The organism is Mesorhizobium tamadayense (assembly GCF_003863365.1).
Lineage (GTDB): Bacteria > Pseudomonadota > Alphaproteobacteria > Rhizobiales > Rhizobiaceae > Mesorhizobium > Mesorhizobium tamadayense.
This window is the reverse complement of sequence record NZ_RQXT01000027.1, coordinates 13978-34784: the sequence shown is the minus strand read 5'-3', so window position 1 is coordinate 34784 and position 20807 is coordinate 13978. Positions and strand designations below refer to the sequence as shown.

Here is a 20807-nt window from a genome sequence, read left to right as displayed (position 1 = left end):
TCAGGACTCCGCCGTTTCCTGCCGTGTCGCCCTCATCGCCGGCAGCCCGTTGGCCGCAAGATCGTGGATGTCGGCGAAGTCGAGCTCATGTACCTCCCAGTCGTCCAGCCAGAACGCGATCCGTTCCTTGCGGTCCAGGGTTTCCGGCTGCGGCAGTTGGCCGATGCGCTCAGCGATCCAGACCTGGGCCCGGTATTCCTCGACCGTTTCCCTGACGAGATCGGCAATGCCGTCGAACCAGGAGTCGCCCGGCTCCGGCGGCGGCCCGAGGCGGATTACAGCGAACGGATAGCGGCGTCCCACGCGGTCCTCGCTCATGCGCCAGGCGCCGGCACAGGGCTGGTCGCCGAAAATACCGCCCTTGACGATGAAGCGCCAGACACGCGAATCCAAACCCCCCTCATCGGGTCGCGCGCGCAACTCCATCGACATCCATCGGTCCCACCGGTCGATGAAGGTGCGCGGCAAATTCCAGGCGACGAAATCTCCGGTCGCCGGAATCTTGCCAAAAAAGCCGACGTTCATATCTGCGGCGGACATGTGAACTTCTTGAACATCTCGAGCGTGTAGGGATTCTCGACGCTGGCCGCCTTGAGCTCGAAATCGGCATACATGCCTTTCGTGCCGAGCCGCAGGCTGTAGACGTCGGCGAGCTTGGTCCCGGCGAACTTGCCGCCGCGCAGCATCCTCAGCCACGCCCAACTGCCGGTCTCGTTGAGCATGACCTCTGGCGAGCCGTCGACCGGCTGGAAAGCGAGCGAGATCACGCCTGTGCCATCCTTGCCGGGCCACGTCATCGGCTGCGGTCTGGTCGCGTTGTTGTAATAGACGAGGTTCTGGCCATCGAGGTTGAGCGTCACGCGCGTCACATTGGGCGACAGGTCCTTCGGCTCCAGCGTGAAGTTCATCACCGGGCCGGTGCCGCCGGGAAACAGGTCGTCGCGGATGTGCCTTGCCTGCTCGAACGCCGCCAGCGCCGCCGGGTCGAGGCCGAAATCGGCGCGCCATTTCCAGGGCTGGCTGGCGGTGTCGACATAGTTGATCAGATGGTCGTTGATAAAGGCGTCGATCAGGCCGGCGGGACCGAAGAGGCGCTGGAAGTCGCGCACATTGACATCCACCGCGCTCTCGGGGCTGAAGGGATAGCGGTTGTTCAGCGCCGCCTGGCAGAAAGGCAGGATGTCGGCGCGCCAGATGGCGTTGAGCTCGTTGGTGACGGCCTTCTGCGACAGGCCGCTGGCGTCGCCGGCAATCCCGCCCAGCCAATCGTTGATCGGCGAGGGCAGGATCTGCGCCTGCCTGGCCACCGCGCCCGTCAATTCGGCCAGACCGCCCTGCTTCTTGATGGCGTCCTGCGGATCGGGATTGGCGGTCACCGTCTGCAGCACGTTGGACAGCGCCGTCAGCGCCACCACGGCCGCATCGAGCGCCGGCGGCTGGCCGTCGACCTCCGCGATCGTGCCCTTCAGCGGCTTGAAGTGCTCGGCCACCAGGCTGCCGGTCATGTCGACCTGATCGGCCGAGCCCGCGCGGGGCAGTAATTTCGCTCCCGTCTTCACCACCTTGCCAAGCTTGCCGAGCTTGGAGAGCAGCTTCGAGCCGGTCTTCGCGGCGCCGCCGTTCTTGTCGTCGGCCGGCGCCTCGTCGGATCGGGTCAGGTCGGTCTCCTGCACCACCGCGGTGAGCAACCGCTTCAGCGCGGAGTCGGCGCTCGAAAGATCCTTGAGGTTTTCGCTGGCGACGTTGAGGTCGCTCAGCGGCGCCAGCCGCATGTCGCGCAGGAAACTGTCCCACTGCGCGATATAGTCGTCGTAATAGAGCTTCAGGATGTCCTCGGACAGCGCCGACACCGAGGTCTCGGAATTCTCCGAGCAGCCGCCGGCGAACACCGCGCGATCGAGCGCGGCCTGCGCCGCCACATCCTCGACCCGGTCGAGAACGGCGCCATGGAAGCCGGCATAGGTGAAAGCGCCGGAAACGCCGACGCGCAGCGTCTTGTCGGAGCGGCGCGCGAACACTTTGGCGCCGTTGGGACCGGCGAAATTGGCGGGCACCCATTCCTTGACAGCTGCCACTTCCGGATCGGCGAGCAGCTGCTTATAGGCGCGCTCCGGCAGCGAGATCGTGCACACCGTCTTCAGCGCCTCGGCGACCAGCTCCTTGTCCGGTGCGATATAGCTGTCGTCGACCGCCATGCGGCGGATCGCGGCAAGCTGATGCTCTTCGGCGTCGGCGGTCGGGAAGGGCGGGGCGGGCGCGAATTCCGGCAGGCTGTTCACCCACCAGTTTTGCACGAAGTCGGTGTCCATCTGCGACAGGCCCGTCATCATGCGGTAGGTCTTCAGCGCGCCGAGCATGAAGTCCGGATCGCGGATCTGCCGCCACATGGTGGCTTCCAGCAGCGCCACCATATGCGGCTCGAGCACGTTGCGCAGCGCGTGCTCATAAGTATCGGTCTGTGCACGCACGAGTTCCGCCGATGCGGTCGGCCCGAACAGGTTGCGGGCCGCGTCGGGCGGCGCGGTGCGGGCCGTCGCCACCGCATCCATCGCGGCCAGCGCTCCATCCATCGTCGGCTGCTCAACCGATGCCGGCGTGGCGGCGACGTCGGTCAGTGGCGCCTGCAGCGCCTCGAACTGGCCGGCCTGTGCGGTGATCGCATTGCGATTGTCGAGATAGGACCAGGTGAACAAGCCGCCGGTGAGCAGGGCCGCAAGCGCGCATGCTGCAGCCGCACCGCGCCAGATCCAGGCGCGGCGGCGCTGCGCCAGCGGATCGAACGTGCCCAAGCCCGCTTCCTTGAAGATCACTTCGGTCAAAAGGTTCCGGAGGAAGAAACTGCGCTTCTCGACGCGCGGCGCCAGCATGGCGCGGCGCGGCGGCAGCCCGAAGGAGGAAGAAAGCGCCGCCGTCAGCCGGTCGATGGGCGCGCCTTCCTGGGTCGCCGACGTCAGATAGAGGCCGCGCAGCCAGGCCGCCTCCTCGTAGCGGCTTTCGCCGAACATCGCCTCGATCAGCACCTGGATCGGCTCGGACAGGCTTGCGAGTTGGGCCGGGAAGCGGAAGATCTCGGCGCGCGCGCCGAGCTTGTCCTCGTCCTCCAGCCGCGGCACCAGCCGCCGCTCCAGTTCCGTGGCAAGCGTGGCCAGTTCCTTCTCGATGGTCTTGGCGTCGACGCGCGCGTCGAGCGCGAAGGTCGTCCCCCACACCTGCTCGCGGGCTGCGGTCGACAAGCCGCCGAAGAAGGCCTCGAACCCCTTGATCAGGTCGGCCTTGGTCAGCATCAGATAGACGGGAAGGCGGATTTGGAGGCGGTCGTTCAGCTCCGCCAGCCGGCGGCGGATCTTGCGGCCATGCGCCTTGATCGCCTCGTCGCCCTCCGAAAGCGCATCGATCGACAGCGCGACGATGACGCCGTTCAGCGCCCGCCGGCCCCGATGCTTCTTGAGCAGATCGAGGAAGCCAAGCCATTCGGTCGCGTCGACATCGGGCTGGCTCTCCTGCTGGACATAGCGGCCGGCTGTGTCGATCAGCACCGCGTTCTCCGAAAAGAACCAGTCGCAATTGCGCGTGCCGCCGACGCCCTGCAGGTCGTCGGTGAGGTCGATCGGGAAGTTGAGGCCGGATTGGCGCAGCGCCGTCGTCTTGCCGGTGGCCGGCGGCCCGACGATCACATACCACGGCATCTCGCGCAGGAATTTTCGGCCGCCGAGCTTGCGCCGCTTGAGTTCAGCCATCACCTCGGCGAACTTGGCGCCGACCGCCGCAACGCTCTCCTCGCCTGGGGTCAGCTGCTTTTCCGCGACCGGCGCCGCGATCTCGGCGACGAACATGCGGTTGGCGCGGATGGCGCGGCGCTGCGCGATGATCAGCCAGATCAGCCACAGGATGATCAGCCCGGCGATGATTGCGATGCGCACATTGTCGGATTCGAACGGCGAATAGGGCCCGACCCGCACGATCGGGCCGAACACCCAGATCAGCAGCGAAAGCAGCGTGATGCCGATCAGCGTCCAAAGGAATCGCGAGGTCAGAACGGCCCAGAGGAAGCGCAGGATGAACATCACAGCCTCTTCTCGACCAGGACCTCGACGCGGCGGTTGAGCGCGCGCCCCTCGCGCGTCGAGTTATCGGCCAGCGGATCGGTCTCGGCGCGACCTTCGGAATGGATGCGCTCCTGCGGCACGCCGGCCTGCGCCAGAAGGTTGGCTATGGTTTCGGCACGCGCTTCCGAAAGCCGCTGGTTGGACGAAAGCGGGTTGGATTTTTGCAGGCGCACATTGTCGGTATGGCCGACGACGGTGATGTTTCCGATCAGCTCCTGATTGGCGAGGATCACCTTGGCGATCGACTCGACCAGCGGTTCGTAGCCTTGTGTGAGCGTTGGCCTCGACGACTGAAACAGCTCGGGGCTGGAAGACTGGATGACGAGCTTGGCAAGCGACACGCTCTCTGTGCCGCTCAGCGCCCCCTTGAGGTTGTCTGGCGCTTCGGCCTTGAATTCCGGCAGCAACGCGAAATCGACCGGCTCCGCCGGCGGCGGTTCCGGCGCGTCGGGCTTGGGCGCTGCGCGGACAACGTCGCCTCGGGAGGGAGGCGGCAGCGCGCGGACCAGCGCTGAGAGTTCGACCGCCTGGCTGCTCAATCCCATCGACAGGCCGATATGGGTAGCCGCGGCAATGACGACCGCCGCCAGCGCCATCACCCAGATCGGGACGATGAAGCGCTGTGGCTCGTCGGAGGCGATCACGCCCTTCCAGTTCGGCGACAGCGGCGCGTCTTCGGCGTCGGCGTTGCGCAGGAAGCGCGCCGCCGCCACGCGAACGGCGTTGAGCGAGCGGTCGCCGGCGCGGCCGGGCACGCGATATTTGCCGCGGAAGCCGAGCGCCAGGCAGTAATATTGCAGCTCGAGCATTTCGCGGTCGCGGGTCGGATGCCGCTCCAGCTCGTCGAGGCGCGAGAAGAACTGCGTGCCGGCATCGACGTCGCCGCGCAGCATGACCACCAGCGGCTGGCGCGGCCAGGCGCTGGCGCCACCCCACGGCGTGTTGAGCGCGAGGTCGTCGAGCAATGCCGCCACCGCCCAGGCTGCCTGATCGGCCCGCTCCAGCGAGGAGCCCGCGGCAATTGCCGCGTCGCGCGCCCGGACCAGTTCGTCGAGCAGGCGAGTGCGCATCACTTCCGGGTTCTCGGGCGCCAGCGCGCTTTCGAGCTCCGGCGCGAATTCGAGCAACGGCGCGAAGGTGTTGATCAGCGTGTTGGGATGGGCGCGCGCCCGCTTCACCGGCGCGCCCGGCGCCAGCGGCGCCATTGGCCGGGGCGAAGCGCCCGTCAGCCTGATCCGCGTGCGTTCCCGATCCTCCGACAGTCCGAAAGGATCATCTCGGCTCATGGCCTCACCTGTTCACCGAATAGCAGTCGACCTGCGGCTCGCTCGGCAGGACACCGGAAACGCCGATGACGAAGCCGGGGGCATCGAGCAGCGAGGCCCAATGCTCGCTCTTCTGGTCCAGCTCCAGACAGAGCCGGTCGCCGTCGTAAGGGATTTCGCGCGGCTGCGAATGCAGCGGCTTCAGCGGAATGCCGGGCAGGCGCGACTTCCACAGGCCCTCGAACTGGTCCGCCGAACCGACGGTCGCCTGGTTGACGAAGATCTTGCGCAACGCGTCCTCCGAAAGTTCGGAGCCGACGCGGATGACGATCCGGCTGGCGACCAGCAGCTTCGGGTTGTCGATGCGGACCTTCCACACATTGGTCGAGTGCCGCATGACGGGCAGAGCGCGCGATTTCGGCTCGATGTAGCGCAGGCTGAGGATCAGCGAGCGCAAGGCGTCGGCCAGCGCCATATAGGCCGGGCCGGGCGCCATATGATCGTAGGCCGGCAGCTCGGCCAGCCGCCGCGAGCTGGAGCCGTATGTCGCCATCTCGCCGGCGAGGCCGGCAAGCTCGAGATAGAGCTCGGCCGGATGGAAGACGTCCTGCGCCAGCATGTGGGCAAGCCGCGGCCGCGCCGCGTTGGCGAGGTGAAGCATCAGCAGGTCCTCGACGCTGCGGCCCGGCCCGCCCATCACCATCTTGCCATGCGCCTCGGCGATCTGGTCGAGGCCGGTGACGACCTCCTGCAGCAGTTGTCGGTACCAAGCGACCGCGCCGGTGATCAGCGTCGGCGGCAGGAAGCTCTCGTCGAGAGAGACGCCACCTTCGGCGCGAATGCCCTTGATGTCGGCGATCGGCAGCGCGGTGTAGCCGCCGACCGATTTGCCGGGCGCGAGCAGCACTGCCTGCGGCCGGGCGATCTCGATCTCCTCCGGATCGGCGCCGCCCTGGACGGCATCGCGCACCGAAACGATCTTGCCGTGATAGCGCGCGCCGGTCGACGCGGCATGCGCCGGGTCGAAACCGACGCCGCCGGGCGGCTCGAGCGGCAGGGCGACCAGCACCGACCCGGCGCCGGTGTCGGCGGTGACCGGCAGCGGCTTCGGCGCGTCCATCAACTCCGGAATAGAGAAGGGCGTGCCGTCCGGGAAGATGCCCCGCGCCGACACGATGGACACCTGCCCGGCATCGAGCAGCGACTGGTCGAGCGTCAGCTGCTGGAAGCCGAACGTATGGAGCTGGCCGGCCTGCAACGCGCCGCGCACCATCGCCTCGAAGAACCGGTCCTGCTGTTGGAAGTGCTGGGTCCTCAAGAAGAGCCCCTCGGACCACAGCACCCTGTTTGCGTCGCTCATGCCACTGCTCTCTGCACTGCCAACTGTTGTCGCGCCGTCAGGCGGAAATACCGCCGCTGCCGAGGCTGACGTTGATGGTGAATTTCGACCCCGGCGATACCGACTTGGTCGTGCGCCAGTTGCGTCCGCCCGGTTCGCGGATCAGCGCGACGAAGCCGAGCACCGTCGCGTTCGGTTCGACCGTGATGGTCTTGGCCGCCGTCTTGCCCGGCGCGACCGAGATCGTGTCCGATCCGATCAGGTCGGCCCCAAGCGCGGACCCCGCATCGCCCTGCAGCGCGAAATAGTCGGCCGAACTGAACTTGCCGGTGCTGGCAAGCCGCATCACCAGGACAGTAACCGGCCGATCGCCGCCGCCCGGTCCCGGATTCATGCCGGCGCCACCGGTGACATTCACCGAGATCACCGATGGTTTCGGCGGGCCGCTCTGGCAAGCCGCAAGCAGCCCCGTCGCGCCGAGGGCAACGATGAATTCGCGTCGATCGATCATGTCCTACTCCTCTTCATATGCGTCCCGAAAATCAGCGCCGATTTCGCCAAGGAAGCTCGATTCCGCGCTCTGGGCGATGTCGCGGTGGCGTTTCTGGTAGAGCTCCCACAGCTTGGCGTTGCGCCCGCCCGAAAGCAGGTTGCCGATCGCGGAATTGGATTTCAGCTCTTCCTCGATCGCCGCCGGATCGAAGCGGTCGATCATGCGCCGAAGCGCGGCCTGAACGCCGCGCCAGGCGCGCACATGGTGCTGCGCAAGGTCGCGCACGGCATCGGCGATCGCCGCTTCGCCGGAGAGAAAGCCCGGGCTGCGCTCCGAGATGATGGTGACGATGACGTCCTCGACCGTCGGCAGGAATTTGAGCGGGTTGACCTCGGAGGCCCCGACCATCGTCTGGGCGACGCGCGCGCTGCCCTTTTCCTCGGCGCGCTTGCGCAAGAGTTGCATCAGGCCGTCGAGCATCAGCCGGTATTCGCGCCCGAACTTTTCCATCTCGGCAACCGCATCGCGCCCAGGAAAATCAGCCTCCTCGACACCCATACCGCGCAGGAATGCGGCCCGCAGCGCCATTTCCGCCGCCGGTGCCGCATGTGCAGGACGGGACGGTTTGGGGGCCGGGGTGGAGCGCGGCGGAGGCGTGACCGCCCGGCTCGGCATGTCCCATGGAGCGGCGGCCTGCGGCTTTTCGGCCGCGTGTTCGCCAGGACCGGCCGGATCAGCGCCGTTGGCAGAGGCGGGCGCCGCAGCCGGTCCAAAGCTGAAATCGTCATCGAAGCCGGCCGGTTTCGGCCTGGGCTCCGCCGCGTCGCCGCGGGCCGGCATCTCAACGAAACCGAACGGATCCGATCGGCCGGGCGCGGCATCGCTGGACTCTGGTGTCGCCACCGGGTCCAAGCTGAACGGGTCGTCGAAGGCAGGTGAGCTGCGCTGGTTAGAAGCGCGATCATAAGCGCCGGGCACAGGCTGCTCGAACGGGTCCGGCAGGTCGGCCGGACGCGGCCGCCGCGGCTCTTCCTCGACCTTGGCCGAGAAGAAGTCGTCGCCGCCGATGCTCACCGGCGCTCGCGACTGCGATGGCGAGCGTTCGGGCGCCGACCGGGCGGCCACGGGCATCTGCGCGGGCGCCGCCTGGCCCGCAGCGGGCTGGACTTCGACATAGAGAACATAGTCGCCCAGTCTCAGCCGCATGCCGCTTTGCAGGCGTGTCGACCTGCCGGCGCCGAGCGGGCTGTCGGAATCGTCTATGAACAGCCCGCTGCTCGACGTGTCGGTGACGAAATAGCCGTCGCGGCCGCCGCTGATCTTGCAATGCGCGCGCGAGACGAACATGTCCGGATCGTCGATCTGCCAGCCGGCGTCGGCGCTGCGGCCGATCACCAGCTCGCCCTCGTCCAGCCGGGCCTGCCTGACCACCTGGCTCCGCGGTCCTTGCTCGAGCGTCAGCACGAGGCTCATGCCGCCGCCTCCGCCATTTCCGGTCGCCAACCGACGACCGTTTGCAGCCTGAGGTCGTCGGCGTCTCCGCTGCCGGCAGGTCTTGGCAGCCAGGCGGTGCGGCCGAGCTGGACAGTTCCGATCTTCGGCGGCGGTACCGCGTCATGCGCGAGCACGATCCGCACATCGACATCGAGCGCTTCCCCGATCATGTCGCGCACGGCCTTTTTGAACAGGGCGAGGCGCCGGCTGCCCGGCAGGAACGCCTTGAAGTCTTCGAAGGAGAGCGGGCCGACGCGCAATTCGATCCGGCTCTGGCGGCTGAAGACGCGCGGACCGATCGTTGCCCCGCGCCCGAGCGCCGCATAGGCCCTGCCGACGCGGCTCTGCAATGCCGCTGGTATGGCGATCCAGGCGGCGACGAATTCCTTGATCTGTACCGGCACCTTGAAGGCCGTGGCGAGGAACAGCGTCAGCCGCTCCGCGCCGTCGACCTGGTTGGCGATCGACCCCGCCTGGCGCAGCCTAACCGTATCGATCTCGGGATCCTGGGTGCCGGGAAGGCCGATGCCCGCCATTGCTTCCAGCATGGCGCGGACGCGCCCGCCGACCGGGCGCTCGATCTGCACCGCCGGATGCGCGTCCGCCCAGGCGCGATAGTAAAGCGCGATCATGCGATGCTGCAGGATGTTGACGAAGTCGACAAAGGTCGTGTCGCTGGTCTGCTCCGCACCGGCGCCGCTGAACCAGCGCTGCGACAGCCGGTCGAGTACCCAGCGCGTGAGATGCAGCGGCATCGGCCCCTCAGGCCCCAGCAGACCTAGATTGGCAACGGTGATCCGCGCCGGAGCCCTTTCGCCCGCTTCCTGGAATTTGACCACGTCCCTGGCTGAAAAGCTCAACCGCACATGCTGGCCGAGCCGTGCCGGCTCGCGATTGGCCTGGCCGGAATAGCCGAACAGCCCGCCTCTCTGCTCCAGCCGGCGCAGCAGCTCGAAGAAGTCGAAGCCCTCCGACAGCGCTCCGATTCCATCTGGGGCGGCCTCGCTCGGGGCGGACCTTGCTAGATCAGGTAGCGATTGCCGGGCGTCATCGGCCATGGCACATCCTCCTGCTTCTGCAGCAGCCGCGTGCGCGTCCGCACGAAGCCGTTTATCCCGGCATGGCGGGCAAACAGCCGCGCAAGCAGGGCCGAAAGCAAAAGCGTGCTTTGCCCCGCCAGCACCGACTGGTCGACATGCAGCGTCACTTCCGTGCCCCGTCCGAAGCACATCGGACCATCGATCTTGAGCCGCTCGATGACCGGGCGCGAGTCGATGCGGGTGATCGAATGCACGTTGCGGGCAAGGCTCGGATCGCCGCGGTCGGCATAGAGGTCGAGCAGCGCATGCAGCGGATCGACGCCGCGGCCGTCCTTGGCTAGGCTCAGGAAGTTGAGCGAGAGCTGCGCCACCAGCCGCCAGGCGAGATCGTCGGCGCGGGATTCGCCTTCGGCGCCCGCCGGAAGCGAGGCCGGGATCGCCGGCTGCGGAGGCCGCAACGCGCCGAGCAGCCTGACCGTCTCGATCGGGTCGGCCGTTTCCAGCGTCAGCGTCGGGGTGTCGTCCAGGATCGGCAGGTCGCGGTTGGTGCAGAGCGCCGTCACGTCGAGACGCTTGAGCGGCCGGTTGGCCGGCCTCCCCGTAGGGCGCGACACGGCGAGGAAGACGTCGTCGCCCGTATAGGAGGTGCGGGTCAGGCCGTCGCGCCGCTCGTCTTCTGTTGCCCGGCGCGGCCGCCGCTCGGTCGAATAGACCCAGCCGCTGCCGCGGTTCTGCCCCAGGCTGAACAGCTCGGGAATCTCGGCTTCGCTGCCTTCGGCGTCGGCATCCTCGACGCGCGTGACCCGAAAGATCTCGAAATCCCGCGCCCGCGTCCGGTCGGCGTGCACCACCTGCCGCGTCCTGCGCTGATCGATCTCGATGACGTTGCATTCCCGCTCGAAGAGATTGATGAGCGGCGTCACGAAGAGCTCGAAATCGGCCGGCGTCACATCGGCGAGCTCGGGCACCGGTCGCCGGAACAGGAAGATGATTTCAGTTCCCGCATCGCACTTGCGCACCACCGGCTGCAGGCCGGCGACCCGCACATAGTGGAAGCGTTCGGGGATCATGAAATATTCCCGCAGCAGCCGGTAACCCTCGAAGGTCGGGCGGGTGCGCGGCATCAGCGCCTCGTCGTCGCGAATGCCGACCATCTCGGGCTCGGGCAGGGCCGATAGCGGATTGGTCTTGCCTTCCGCCCGCGCGCCGACGGCCGAGCAGGCGCCGAAGATCGCGTCGAAGATGAGCGGCGCCTTGGTGCGCCCGGCGAAATAGAGGTCCAGCCGGTCGAGCGACAGCTCGCCGAGCTTGCCCTTTCCGGTCCGCGCAAGCGCGATGCGCAGCGCTGCCTCGCCGCGCGCGCCGCCGACCGGGCCGATACCCGCCGCCGCGAGCCCGCTGCGGTCCTGGAAATAGCTGACCGAGGTGATCGCGATTGGCCACAGCGTCACCTCCTGCGCGGTGGTGAAGGTTGAGCGTGTCGAGAGTCCCGGATGCAGGCTGGAGACCAGCCGCGTGCCGCGCGCGACTGAATGACCGGCGATCATCGACTGCACCTGCTGGCCGGGCTTCAGCACGGCCATCGCCGTTGCCGGTGCCGGCGTGACCAGGTCGGGATAAAGCACGTCGAGCACGGCGCGCGAGAAACGCGAGCGTTCGGCGTCGACCTTCAGCCTAGTGCGCGCGGCAAGGAACGCCACGCCGTCGAGCAGCCGTTCGACATAGGGGTCGGGGCAGGGGACGGTGTCGAGGGAAAGATTGCGGGCGACGGCCGGATGCATGTCGGCGAATTCCGCAGCCAGCGCGCGGATATGGGTCAGTTCCTCTTCGTAATATTCCACGAAGACCCGATCCATCTCAGGTCTCCCTGAATTCGGTTCGCGCCAGGCCGTTGTCGAGATTGATCGTGGTGCGCAGCCGCATGCGTTCCGGCGTCGGCGTCATGATCAGCACGGCGTCGATCTCGATCTTCAGGCCGACGCTCTTGTCGCCGAGCGTGACATTGACCGTCGTGGCGCTCTCCTTGAGACGAGGCTCGAAAGTGGCGAGCACCGCGCGGATCTCGCGCGCCAGCACATCGCGGTCGAAGTCCCGCGACGAGCGGCCGGAGAAGGACGGCACGCCATAATTGACCACGCTCCGGCGCACCTCCGGAAAGTCGGCGAGCGACGGCAGCTCGTCCAATGGCTGTTCATGCTCGGCATCGGAAAGCATCGGAACGGATTCAAAACGTTCGGTGTTGAACAGGGCCTCGATGTCGCGCCGGACGGCCTCCCTGAGCACCCGCGCCGATACCACCACGCCTCGGCTTTCGATCTCGGCGCGATGCTCGGTCTGGAAGACCAGACGGTGCACGCGCCGCTTCTGGTCGGGCGTCAATTCCGCATCGGCATCGATGGCGCGCGCGCTGCCGGCAAGAAGAGCCTCGACGCGCTCGGCGCCGAGTTCTTCTTCCAGCAGCCGGCGCAGCCCATCTATCTCCGAGGTCAGGCCGGGCAGGTCGTTGATGAGGCGGTCCCACAGGGAAGGTTGGACCGCCTCGCGCCTTGCCCGCGAGCTGCCGGCAAGCTGCGCCTTCGCGCCTGGCCGTTTGGCCTCACTTGCCGACATAGACATCCATTTCGATCTCGTCGTCCTTGTCATAGACGAACTTGATCTTCTTGTAGGCGAAGCTGACTTCCTCTTCGATCAGGTCGGCCTCGTCGTCGGCCTGCTTCATGTCATATTCCATGACCGAGGCATCGGTGAGCGTCACGACCAGATAGTCGCTGGTCTCGCCGTCGATGGTGCGGCGCGCCGAAAACACCACCTCATCGAGCGCCTTGTTCTCGAACAGCGCCTTCTTCAGATACGGAGACGACTTGTCGTAGTGCTTGGTGAATTTGATCATCCCCATCGACACGCGTCCGCGGCGCGAGAGCGAGTTTGGATCGTAGGGCGCGACCATCTTGTAGTCGACGCCGTGAACTTCGATCTCGTCCTCATGACCGTCGCGCACGCTCGGGCCTTTGATATCCGGAACTTTCAAAAAACCATCGATTTTCATGGTTGTCGGCATTGTCTTTCTCCACCGCTTTCAAACGAAACAAGATGATTTTGCTGCGATTTCACCCCTTCACTGACGGCAGTTCCGACACCAGCCGGAGCGAGGCGTTGATGCCTTCCAGCTGGTAGTGCGGACGCAGATAGAAACGGGCATTGTAGTAACCGGGCCGGCCTTCGACGCTGTCGACCTGGACCTCCGCCGCGGCCAGCGGGCGCTTGGCGCGCGCCTTGTCGTCGGCAAAGGCGGGATTGGCCAGCACGTACCGGTTGATCCATTCGGTCAACCAGATCTGCATGTCGGTGCGTTCCTTGAACGAGCCGATCTTGTCGCGCGCGATCGCCTTGAGGTAGTGCGCGAAGCGCGAGACAGGGAAAAGGTACGGCAGGTTGGCGCTGAGCCGCTCGTTCGCCTGCGCGTCGGGGTCGACCAGACGGCCGGCGCGCGTCTCGTCATCCTGCAGCGAATGGGCGCCGATGAAGGCGGCAAGGTCGGTGTTCTTCCGGTGCAGGATCGGCATCAGGCCGAGCTTGGCCAGTTCCGCCTCGCGCCGGTCGTCGATGGCGACCTCCGTCGGGCATTTCATCGCGATCGATCCGTCGTCGGTCGGGAAGGCGTGCACCGGCAGGTTGAGCACCGTGCCGCCATTCTCGACGCCGCGGATCTGCGTGCCCCAGCCGTAGAGCTTGTGGCTGCGGTTGATGTTGACGCCCATCGGGAAGGCGGCGTTCATCCAGACATATTTGTTGTGGTCGCCGCCCACCTCCTCCTCGAAGGTGAACCCCTTCACCGGAACGGTCTCGGTGCCGTAGGGCAGGCGCGCCAGCACGCGCGGCATGGTGAGGCCGATATAGCGCGCGTCCTCGCTCTCGCGCAGCGACTGCCACGAGGCGTAGGCCGGGTTGTTCACGATCATCTGCAGGTCCTGCGGATTGGGCAGTTCCTGCCAGCTGTCCATGCGGAACAGGCGCGGCGAGGCGGCGGCGATGAAGGGCGTGTGCGCCGAGGCGCAGACGCCCGAAATGTTGCGCAGCAGGCCGACGTCGCGCGGATGGTTCGAGAATTCGTAGGCGCCGATGATGCAGCCGATCGGCTCGCCGCCCAGCATCGAATACTCGTCCGTGTAGACCTTCTTGAAGATCGGGCTCTGGTCCCACATCTGGCCTTCATAGTCTTCGAGCGTGTCGGCCAGCTGCTCTTTGGAGATGTTCATCACCCGGATCTTGAGCTTGGTATCCGTCTCGGTGTTGTTGACGAGATACCAGAGGCCGCGCCAGGTGCCTTCCATCTCCCGCACTTCCGGCGCGTGCAGGATCTCGTTGACCTGCGTCGTCAGCATCTTGTCGATGCCGGCGATCAGCGACTTGATCGACTTGATCGCGTTGGACGAGATCGTGGTGGTCTCGGAGCGCGACTGCGCTGCCAGCGCCAGGTTGCGCACCAGTTGCTGCAGCTTTTCGCTGTCGTCCTTCTTGACCTTGAAATCCTTTTCCAGGAGTCCGCTGAATTCGCCGAGGTCTATCGCTTCCGCTTCGGCTGTGGCGGCTGCGATTTTTTGCTGTTCAGCCATGACTTACTCCTCGCCCTTGCTGTCAGACATCGCCTGGCTGGCGATCTTGCTCAGCAGCGGCTCGTTGTTGAGAAGCTGCGCGATGCGCTTTTCGGCGTCGACGCGGCCGTCCATAAAGCCGAGCAGCTCCTCGAGCTGACGGCGCATCTTGAGGATCTCGGCCAGTTGCGGGACCTGCTCGGCGACCTTGTCCGGCGCGAAATCGCCCATCTTCGAGAAGGTGAGGTCGACCATGAGCTCCTCGTCGCGCTCGGCGCCCTCGGCTTGCGGCAGGGTGTTCTTCACCCTTGCCTTCACCCGTGGCCCCATGGCCTCCATGAATTTCGGGAAGCGGTTGGCGTCGGTTTCGACGAGGTTGCGGTCGAGCACCGACTTCACTGCTTCCTTGGTCTGTGAAGCGCCGGAAAGATCGGCCATCACGGCCATGACGAACGGCAGTTCGATCGTCGTCGGGCTGCCGTAGGTTTCAACGTCGTAGGCGATCTGCACGCGCGGCGCGCGGTTTCTTTCGATGACCTTCGCTTTGCTCTCTGCTGGCATGCTTGTTACCTTTCATCCTTCTGGGCCGGCTTCTTGGGATCGGGGACACCGGCAAGCAGCCGGAACTCCTTCAGCCCCGACGGGGCGAGATCTTCCATCAGTTCCACGAAATCCATGTGCACCATGCGGCGCACGCGACGGGCGAGATGCGGGATCGGGCTCGACGGCTCCGTTCGGTCATAGAAGGCGACGACGAGGTCAAGGCATTTGACGACGTCGTCGCGCGAGGTGATCCGGTCGGGCAGCCCGACGCCCGGTTCCGCATGGCTTGCGGCGCTTGCCATCGCTTGGGCTCCCATCGCTTCGGTTCCCATCCCCTCGGCTCCCATCCCCCCGCCTCGATGACCGTTTCGGGCGGGCGCTGCCGGTTCCGTCGGTCGCGGGGCAGACTTTGCGGCCCCGTTCGCAGCTGTGCCGGCGGCCGAATTCCGCTCAAGCGTCGTCAGCAAACGCTGCAGAAACCGTTTCAATTCCGGGATGGTGGGGCCATTGCCTTCGACACGCTTGTTAAGAGCCGCATCGACTTCGTCGAGGGCGGCGATCACCGCGCGGGCGCCGGCGAGCAGCGAGGTCATCGCCTCGCCGTCTTGATCGATCTGTGCCGCGCAGCCGCTGCGCACCCGGTTCAAAAGCTGGTTGTGGGCGCTCGCCAGCGCCGCCTTTTCGGAAGCGCCCAGTCCGGGAGCCGCTTCCTGAAGCATGACGCGTTCGTCGAGCGCGCCTTGTTCCAGATCGCGTCCGCTGATCGGCCCGACCTGGCGTGGCGAAAGGAAGATCATCTCGCGCAGGTTCGCCAGCAGGCCTTCCTGGGCGTTCTGGAGATCGAGCACGGCATTGATGCGGCGCAAGGCGGCGTCGCGCGGCGGCGCGTTCGGCCGCAATGCCGGATGCATCGTGTCCCAATACTGGTCGAAGGTCCTGGCGATCAAAGTCAGGCCTTGCGCGAGGCCGGCCAGCCTTTCCTCGTTGGCCAGAGCGCGCACGACGATGACCAGCAGGCGCAGATCCCGGCCGCGGGAGCGAAGCTCTTCCGCCTTTTCGAGGACGGCGGCCCAGTCGACCGCCGTGGATTGCGAGGCAGGCTTGTTGCCGTCGTGGATGACCTTGAGCTGCGGCTCGGTCAGGCGCTCCAGCTCGTGGAAGGCCGGGTCGTTGCGCAAATCCTCTCCCGACGGATTCTCACCGTTTAGAGGATTCAGCCAGAGTGCGAGATCAATCACACTATCCCCCAGCCAGCGGCCCTGAGACCCCTGTGTGACGCAACGTTATCACACGGTCTCACTCTACCACAATTGAGCACGTGCTCAAAAACTAACGGATGCTAAACGCGTCCGTTTTCTTCGGCGAAACCCATGGCGCGATTGTCAGACCCGGTATGTGAAATGGCTCGCATAGCCCGGGCGGTAATCGGGTGTTTGTTGCCGCGAGTTTGCAAGGCTTATGTAACCGGGCGGTGCCGCCCGGATCGATCCAAACGCCTTATCCGTCACACGGCTTTGTCAAGGAGCCGCTTATATGGCAGGGTACGGTCGGCAGATTGCGGGGAGCAGGTTCAATGGAACAGCGCCGGGCATCGCAGGGTTTCAAGCGCAAGGAACTGGTCGCCAAGCTCAATGCCACGGGGGTGCGCGCCTTCAAGGCCGCGGCCGACACGGCCAAGCTGCGCGGCAATCCCTATGTCGAGCTCGTCCATTTCATTCAGCAGTTGGTGCTGTCCGAGCGCTCGGACGTGCAGATGATCCTTGCAGACGCCGGAGTGGATGCAAGCCGGTTGTCGGCGGACATGACCCGCGCCATCGACAAGCTGCCCTATGGCGCCACCTCGGTCGAGGAATTCTCCGACCACATCTTCCACGCCATCCAGGAAGGCTGGAACCTGGCGACGCTGGAGTTCGGCGTGGAGGAGGTGCGCAGCGCTCATGTCCTGCTTGCCTGCCTGAAGACGCCGGTGCTGGAAGGCCTGGTGTCGAAGATCAGCGCCGAGTTCGACAAGATCGATGCGGACGGTGTCATTTCCCGCTTCGCCGACGTCACCGAAGGCTCGCTCGAAGCCGGCTCACCTCCTGCCGCTCCCGCCGAGACGCCGATGAAGCGCGGTCCGGGCGGGGATTCGGCGCTGGCGAAATACGCCACCGACCTCACCCAGCGCGCCCTCGACGGCAAGATCGATCCGGTGGTCGGCCGCGATCCGGAGATCCGGCAGATCGTCGATATCCTGATGCGACGCCGGCAAAACAATCCGATCCTGACCGGCGAGGCGGGTGTCGGCAAGACGGCGGTGGTCGAGGGCTTTGCGCTCCGCATTGCCCAGGGCGACGTGCCGCCGACGCTTGAGAACGTCAGCGTGCGCATGCTCGATGTCGGGCTGATGCAGGCGGGCGCCAGCGTCAAGGGCGAGTTCGAGAAGCGGCTGAAGGCCGTCATCGACGAGGTGCAGGCCTCCGAGACGCCGATCATCCTGTTCATCGACGAGGCCCATACGCTGATCGGCGCCGGCGGCGCGGCCGGAACCGGCGATGCCGCCAATCTCTTGAAGCCGGCGCTGGCGCGCGGCGAACTTCGCACCATCGCCGCCACGACCTGGGCCGAATACAAGCAGCACATCGAGAAGGACCCGGCGCTGACCCGCCGCTTCCAGGTGGTCAAGATCGAGGAGCCGTCGGAAGCCGTGGCCGTGCTGATGCTGCGCGGCGTCGCCGGCGTTCTGGAGCAGCACCACAAGGTGCAGATACTGGACGAAGCTATCGAGGCGGCCGTCGCCCTCTCGCACCGCTACATTCCGGCGCGGCAACTGCCGGACAAGGCGGTCAGCCTGCTCGACACGGCTTGCGCTCGCGTCGCGATCTCGCAGCATGCGACGCCGGCCGAGGTCGAGGACATTCTGCGCCGCCGCCAGGCGCTGGAGGTCGAGCGCGGCATCATTGGCCGCGAAGCGGCGATCGGCATCGACGTCGCCGACCGGCAGGCGAGAGTCGAAGCCGGGCTGGCGGAAACCGAGACCACTTTGGCCGCCGCCCAGGCGCGCTGGGATCGCGAAAAGGCGCTGGTGAGCGAGATCCTCGACCTGCGCGCCAGATTGCGCGGCGAAGGCGTGCCGCTCGATGCGGCGGAGGGCGAGGAAGCCGCCGTCGGCGAAGCGGCGGCCGCGACAGGGGCGCAGGCGCCCGACAAGAAGGGGGCCGAAGCCAAGGCGCCTGAGGCAAAGGCGGGGGAAACCAAAGCCTCGAAGACCAAGGCCGCGAAAGCAAAGGCGGCCAAGGCGGAGGCCCCTGTTGCCGTGGCCGTCGCGTCGCCGCCGGATTCGGACGCCGATCTCGCGCGGCTGCGCGAATTGATGGCGGAACTTGCCGCGGCGCAGGGCGAGACGCCGCTGATCCTGCCTTCGGTCGACCGCAACGCGGTTGCCGCCGTGGTGCAGGATTGGACCGGCATCCCGACCGGACGGATGCTGTCCAGCCAGACCGAAAAGGCGCTCAGGCTCGCCGCGACCCTGTCCGAACGCGTGGTCGGTCAGGATCATGCGATGGAGATGATCGCGAAGCGTGTGCAGACCAGCCGCGCCGGCCTTGGCGCTCCGGAAAAGCCGGTGGGCGTGTTCCTGCTCTGCGGCCCATCCGGCGTCGGCAAGACCGAGACCGCGCTGGCGCTCGCCGAGACGCTCTATGGCGGCGAGCAGAACCTGATCTCGATCAACATGTCCGAGTTCCAGGAAGCGCATACCGTGTCGACGCTGAAGGGCGCGCCGCCCGGCTATGTCGGCTATGGCAAGGGCGGCATCCTGACCGAGGCGGTGCGCCGCAAACCCTATTCGGTGATCCTGCTCGACGAGGTCGAGAAGGCGCATCCCGACGTGCATGAGATCTTCTTCCAGGTCTTCGACAAGGGCATGATGGACGACAGTGAGGGCCGGCGCATCGACTTCAAGAACACGCTGATCCTGCTCACTTCGAATGTCGGCTCCGACGTCATCATGGCCCGCACGAAGAACGGCACTGTGCGGACCGGCATCGACGATCTCGATACGGCCTTGCGCGCTCCGCTGCTGAAAGTGTTCCCCGCCGCCTTCCTCGGCCGTGTCGTCACCATACCCTACTATCCGCTGTCGGATTCGATGATCGAGGCGATCGCCAGCCATCAGTTCGCCAAGATCGCGCGGCGGCTCAAGGCAACCAACGATGCCGAGCTGGTCATCGGCGACGGCGTCATGGACCTGGTCAAGGCGCGCTGCACCGAGATCGAATCCGGCGGGCGCATGATCGATGCCATCCTCACCAACACGCTGCTGCCGGAGCTCAGCCGCGGCGTGCTCAACCGCTCGCTGGACGGCGAGAAGATGACGAAGGTCACCGTCGGCGCGTCCAAGGAAGGCTTCACATATTCTTTCGAATAGCTGGGTTTAGGACAAAAAATCGGCGCCATGTCACATTGGCGGATGCCTCACTCGTCTTGAGGTCGGAACCAACGAAAGGAACCGACCATGACTGCCAGACTTGACCCCCTTGCCGCCCCTTCGCTGATGAAGGAGTGGCACCGTGCCTCGCTCGCCATCGCATCCAGCCTCGATCCGGCTCTCGCCGAGCTCATCGAGATCCGTGCCTCCCAGATCAACGGCTGCGCCAACTGCATCAACATGCACACCACCTATGCCCGCGAACGCGGAGAGACCGAGCAGCGCATCTATCTGTTGTCGGCATGGCGCGAGGCGCCGTGCTACACCGACCGCGAACGCGCCGCGCTCGGCTGGACCGAGGCGCTGACCCGGATCAGCGAAGGCCATACGCACGAAGCCGCGTATGAGGCGCTGGAGGCCCACTTCACCGAGGAGGAACGGGTGAAGCTCACCCTGATGGTCAACATCATCAACGGCTGGAACCGCATCGCGGTCGGCTTCGGCGGCTTTGTCGACCCGGCGGCCGTGAAGGCCGCCAACGCCAAGGCCGCCAACAAGGCGGCCGCCGCTTGATGGCGGAGCCCGCATCCGAGGGGGCGGCGGCGGTGTTCGAACCGCTGCGCCCGAAGCTCATGCGGGTCGCCTACCGCATGCTGGGTTCCGTCGCCGATGCAGAGGATATGGTGCAGGAGGCCTTCATCCGCTGGGTGAAGGCCGACCGCGCCGAGGTGCGCGAGCCCGAGGCGTTCCTGCGCCGCACGGTCACGCGCCTCTGCCTCGACTGCTCAAATCCGCGCGCCACCAGCGCGAGACCTATGTCGGCGCCTGGCTGCCCGATCCGGTCGTCGAAGACGATGAACTGGATGATGTCACCTTGCCGCTGATGCTGGCGCTGGAGCGCCTGTCACCGCTCGAGCGGGCGGCCTTCCTGCTGCACGACGTCTTCGGATTGCAATTCGAGGAGGTCGCGGCGGAGATTGAGCGCGACCCCGCCGCCTGCCGTCAACTCGCCGCCCGCGCGCGCAGCCATGTCCGCGAGGCGCGGCCCCGCTTCAAGGTCGAGAAGGAGCGCGGCCTGGAGCTTGCCGAAGCCTTCTTCAACGCCTCGCGCGGCGGCGACATGAAGGCGCTGGGTGCGATGCTCAGCGCCGATGTCAGCGCTCACGCCGATGGCGGCGGCAAGCGTCCTGCGGCCATCGCGCCGGTCTTCGGCTTCGATGCCGTGATGAAACAGTACGCGACCGTCGTCGCCTGGCTTCAGGACAATCGCTCGCAGCTTGTCCGCTTTGGCTTCATCAACGGATTGCCCGGCTTCGTCACGCTTGAGGCAGATGGCGAGCTCCAGACGACGGCGCTGGACATCGAGAACGGCAAGATCACCGCGATCTATGTGGTGCGCAATCCCGACAAGCTGAGGCATCTGCACTAGCGAAGGTGCCTCATCGTTGCGCCGAGGCGGGCCGCCTTGTCATTGCAGATGCGCCCCGAGCGAGGGAACTTTTGTTCCTTTGACGCTTTTGGATATGC

Annotated in this window: 15 protein-coding genes and 1 pseudogene; 3 read left to right on the top strand and 13 right to left on the bottom strand. The window is 66.1% G+C overall.

Annotated elements, in window-relative coordinates:
• From tagF to tssA, 13 genes are read right to left on the bottom strand one after another with little or no spacing between them, the layout of a single operon-like run.
• Complete coding sequence (tagF, locus tag EH240_RS20885) at window positions 1–540, bottom strand: type VI secretion system-associated protein TagF (RefSeq protein WP_125002125.1); 540 nt, start codon at window positions 538–540, stop codon at window positions 1–3.
• Window positions 522–4064 carry a type VI secretion system membrane subunit TssM gene (tssM, locus tag EH240_RS20880; RefSeq protein ID WP_125002123.1) on the bottom strand — a complete coding sequence of 1181 codons (3543 nt, stop codon included), beginning with the start codon at window positions 4062–4064 and terminating at the stop codon, window positions 522–524. Before tssM ends, tagF begins: the two co-directional genes overlap by 19 nt.
• A complete protein-coding gene (tssL, locus tag EH240_RS20875; RefSeq protein ID WP_125002121.1) occupies window positions 4064–5392 on the bottom strand; it encodes a type VI secretion system protein TssL, long form in 1329 nt (442 codons plus the stop codon). The genes tssM and tssL overlap by 1 nt, the downstream gene beginning before the upstream one ends.
• A 4-nt stretch (window positions 5393–5396) precedes the next feature.
• Window positions 5397–6731, bottom strand: coding sequence for a type VI secretion system baseplate subunit TssK (gene tssK / locus EH240_RS20870; RefSeq protein WP_125002119.1), 1335 nt, complete (start codon window positions 6729–6731; stop codon window positions 5397–5399).
• A gap of 37 nt (window positions 6732–6768) precedes the next feature.
• Complete coding sequence (tssJ, locus tag EH240_RS20865) at window positions 6769–7221, bottom strand: type VI secretion system lipoprotein TssJ (protein ID WP_125002117.1); 453 nt, start codon at window positions 7219–7221, stop codon at window positions 6769–6771.
• A 3-nt stretch (window positions 7222–7224) separates the two neighbouring features.
• Window positions 7225–8676, bottom strand: coding sequence for a type VI secretion system-associated FHA domain protein TagH (gene tagH, locus EH240_RS20860; RefSeq protein ID WP_125002115.1), 1452 nt, complete (start codon window positions 8674–8676; stop codon window positions 7225–7227).
• Window positions 8673–9755 (bottom strand): type VI secretion system baseplate subunit TssG, encoded by a 1083-nt coding sequence (tssG, locus tag EH240_RS20855; protein ID WP_125002113.1) that lies wholly within the window; start codon window positions 9753–9755, stop codon window positions 8673–8675. The genes tagH and tssG overlap by 4 nt, the downstream gene beginning before the upstream one ends.
• Window positions 9719–11593: a type VI secretion system baseplate subunit TssF gene (gene tssF, locus EH240_RS20850; protein WP_125002111.1), complete on the bottom strand. Its 1875-nt coding sequence runs from the start codon at window positions 11591–11593 to the stop codon at window positions 9719–9721. Before tssF ends, tssG begins: the two co-directional genes overlap by 37 nt.
• A gap of 1 nt (window position 11594) precedes the next feature.
• Entirely contained in the window at window positions 11595–12347 is a 753-nt protein-coding gene (gene tssE, locus EH240_RS20845) for a type VI secretion system baseplate subunit TssE (RefSeq protein ID WP_125002205.1), read from the bottom strand.
• A complete protein-coding gene (locus EH240_RS20840; protein WP_125002109.1) occupies window positions 12334–12795 on the bottom strand; it encodes an Hcp family type VI secretion system effector in 462 nt (153 codons plus the stop codon). Before EH240_RS20840 ends, tssE begins: the two co-directional genes overlap by 14 nt.
• Before the next feature lie 49 nt (window positions 12796–12844).
• Entirely contained in the window at window positions 12845–14350 is a 1506-nt protein-coding gene (gene tssC, locus EH240_RS20835) for a type VI secretion system contractile sheath large subunit (protein WP_125002107.1), read from the bottom strand.
• A gap of 3 nt (window positions 14351–14353) precedes the next feature.
• Window positions 14354–14890: a type VI secretion system contractile sheath small subunit gene (gene tssB, locus EH240_RS20830; RefSeq protein ID WP_125002105.1), complete on the bottom strand. Its 537-nt coding sequence runs from the start codon at window positions 14888–14890 to the stop codon at window positions 14354–14356.
• A gap of 5 nt (window positions 14891–14895) precedes the next feature.
• The gene (gene tssA / locus EH240_RS20825; RefSeq protein ID WP_125002103.1) at window positions 14896–16110 is read right to left on the bottom strand and encodes a type VI secretion system protein TssA; all 1215 of its coding nucleotides are present in this window, start codon (window positions 16108–16110) and stop codon (window positions 14896–14898) included.
• 335 nt (window positions 16111–16445) lie between these two features.
• Between tssA and tssH the strand changes: the two genes are divergently transcribed.
• From tssH to EH240_RS20810, 3 genes and pseudogenes are all read left to right on the top strand, one after another.
• Window positions 16446–19280: a type VI secretion system ATPase TssH gene (gene tssH, locus EH240_RS20820; protein ID WP_125002101.1), complete on the top strand. Its 2835-nt coding sequence runs from the start codon at window positions 16446–16448 to the stop codon at window positions 19278–19280.
• An 87-nt stretch (window positions 19281–19367) separates the two neighbouring features.
• Window positions 19368–19853 (top strand): carboxymuconolactone decarboxylase family protein, encoded by a 486-nt coding sequence (locus EH240_RS20815; protein ID WP_125002099.1) that lies wholly within the window; start codon window positions 19368–19370, stop codon window positions 19851–19853.
• Window positions 19853–20709, top strand: a pseudogene (locus tag EH240_RS20810) (sigma-70 family RNA polymerase sigma factor). Before EH240_RS20815 ends, EH240_RS20810 begins: the two are co-directional and overlap by 1 nt.
• Window positions 20710–20807: the final 98 nt, after the last annotated feature.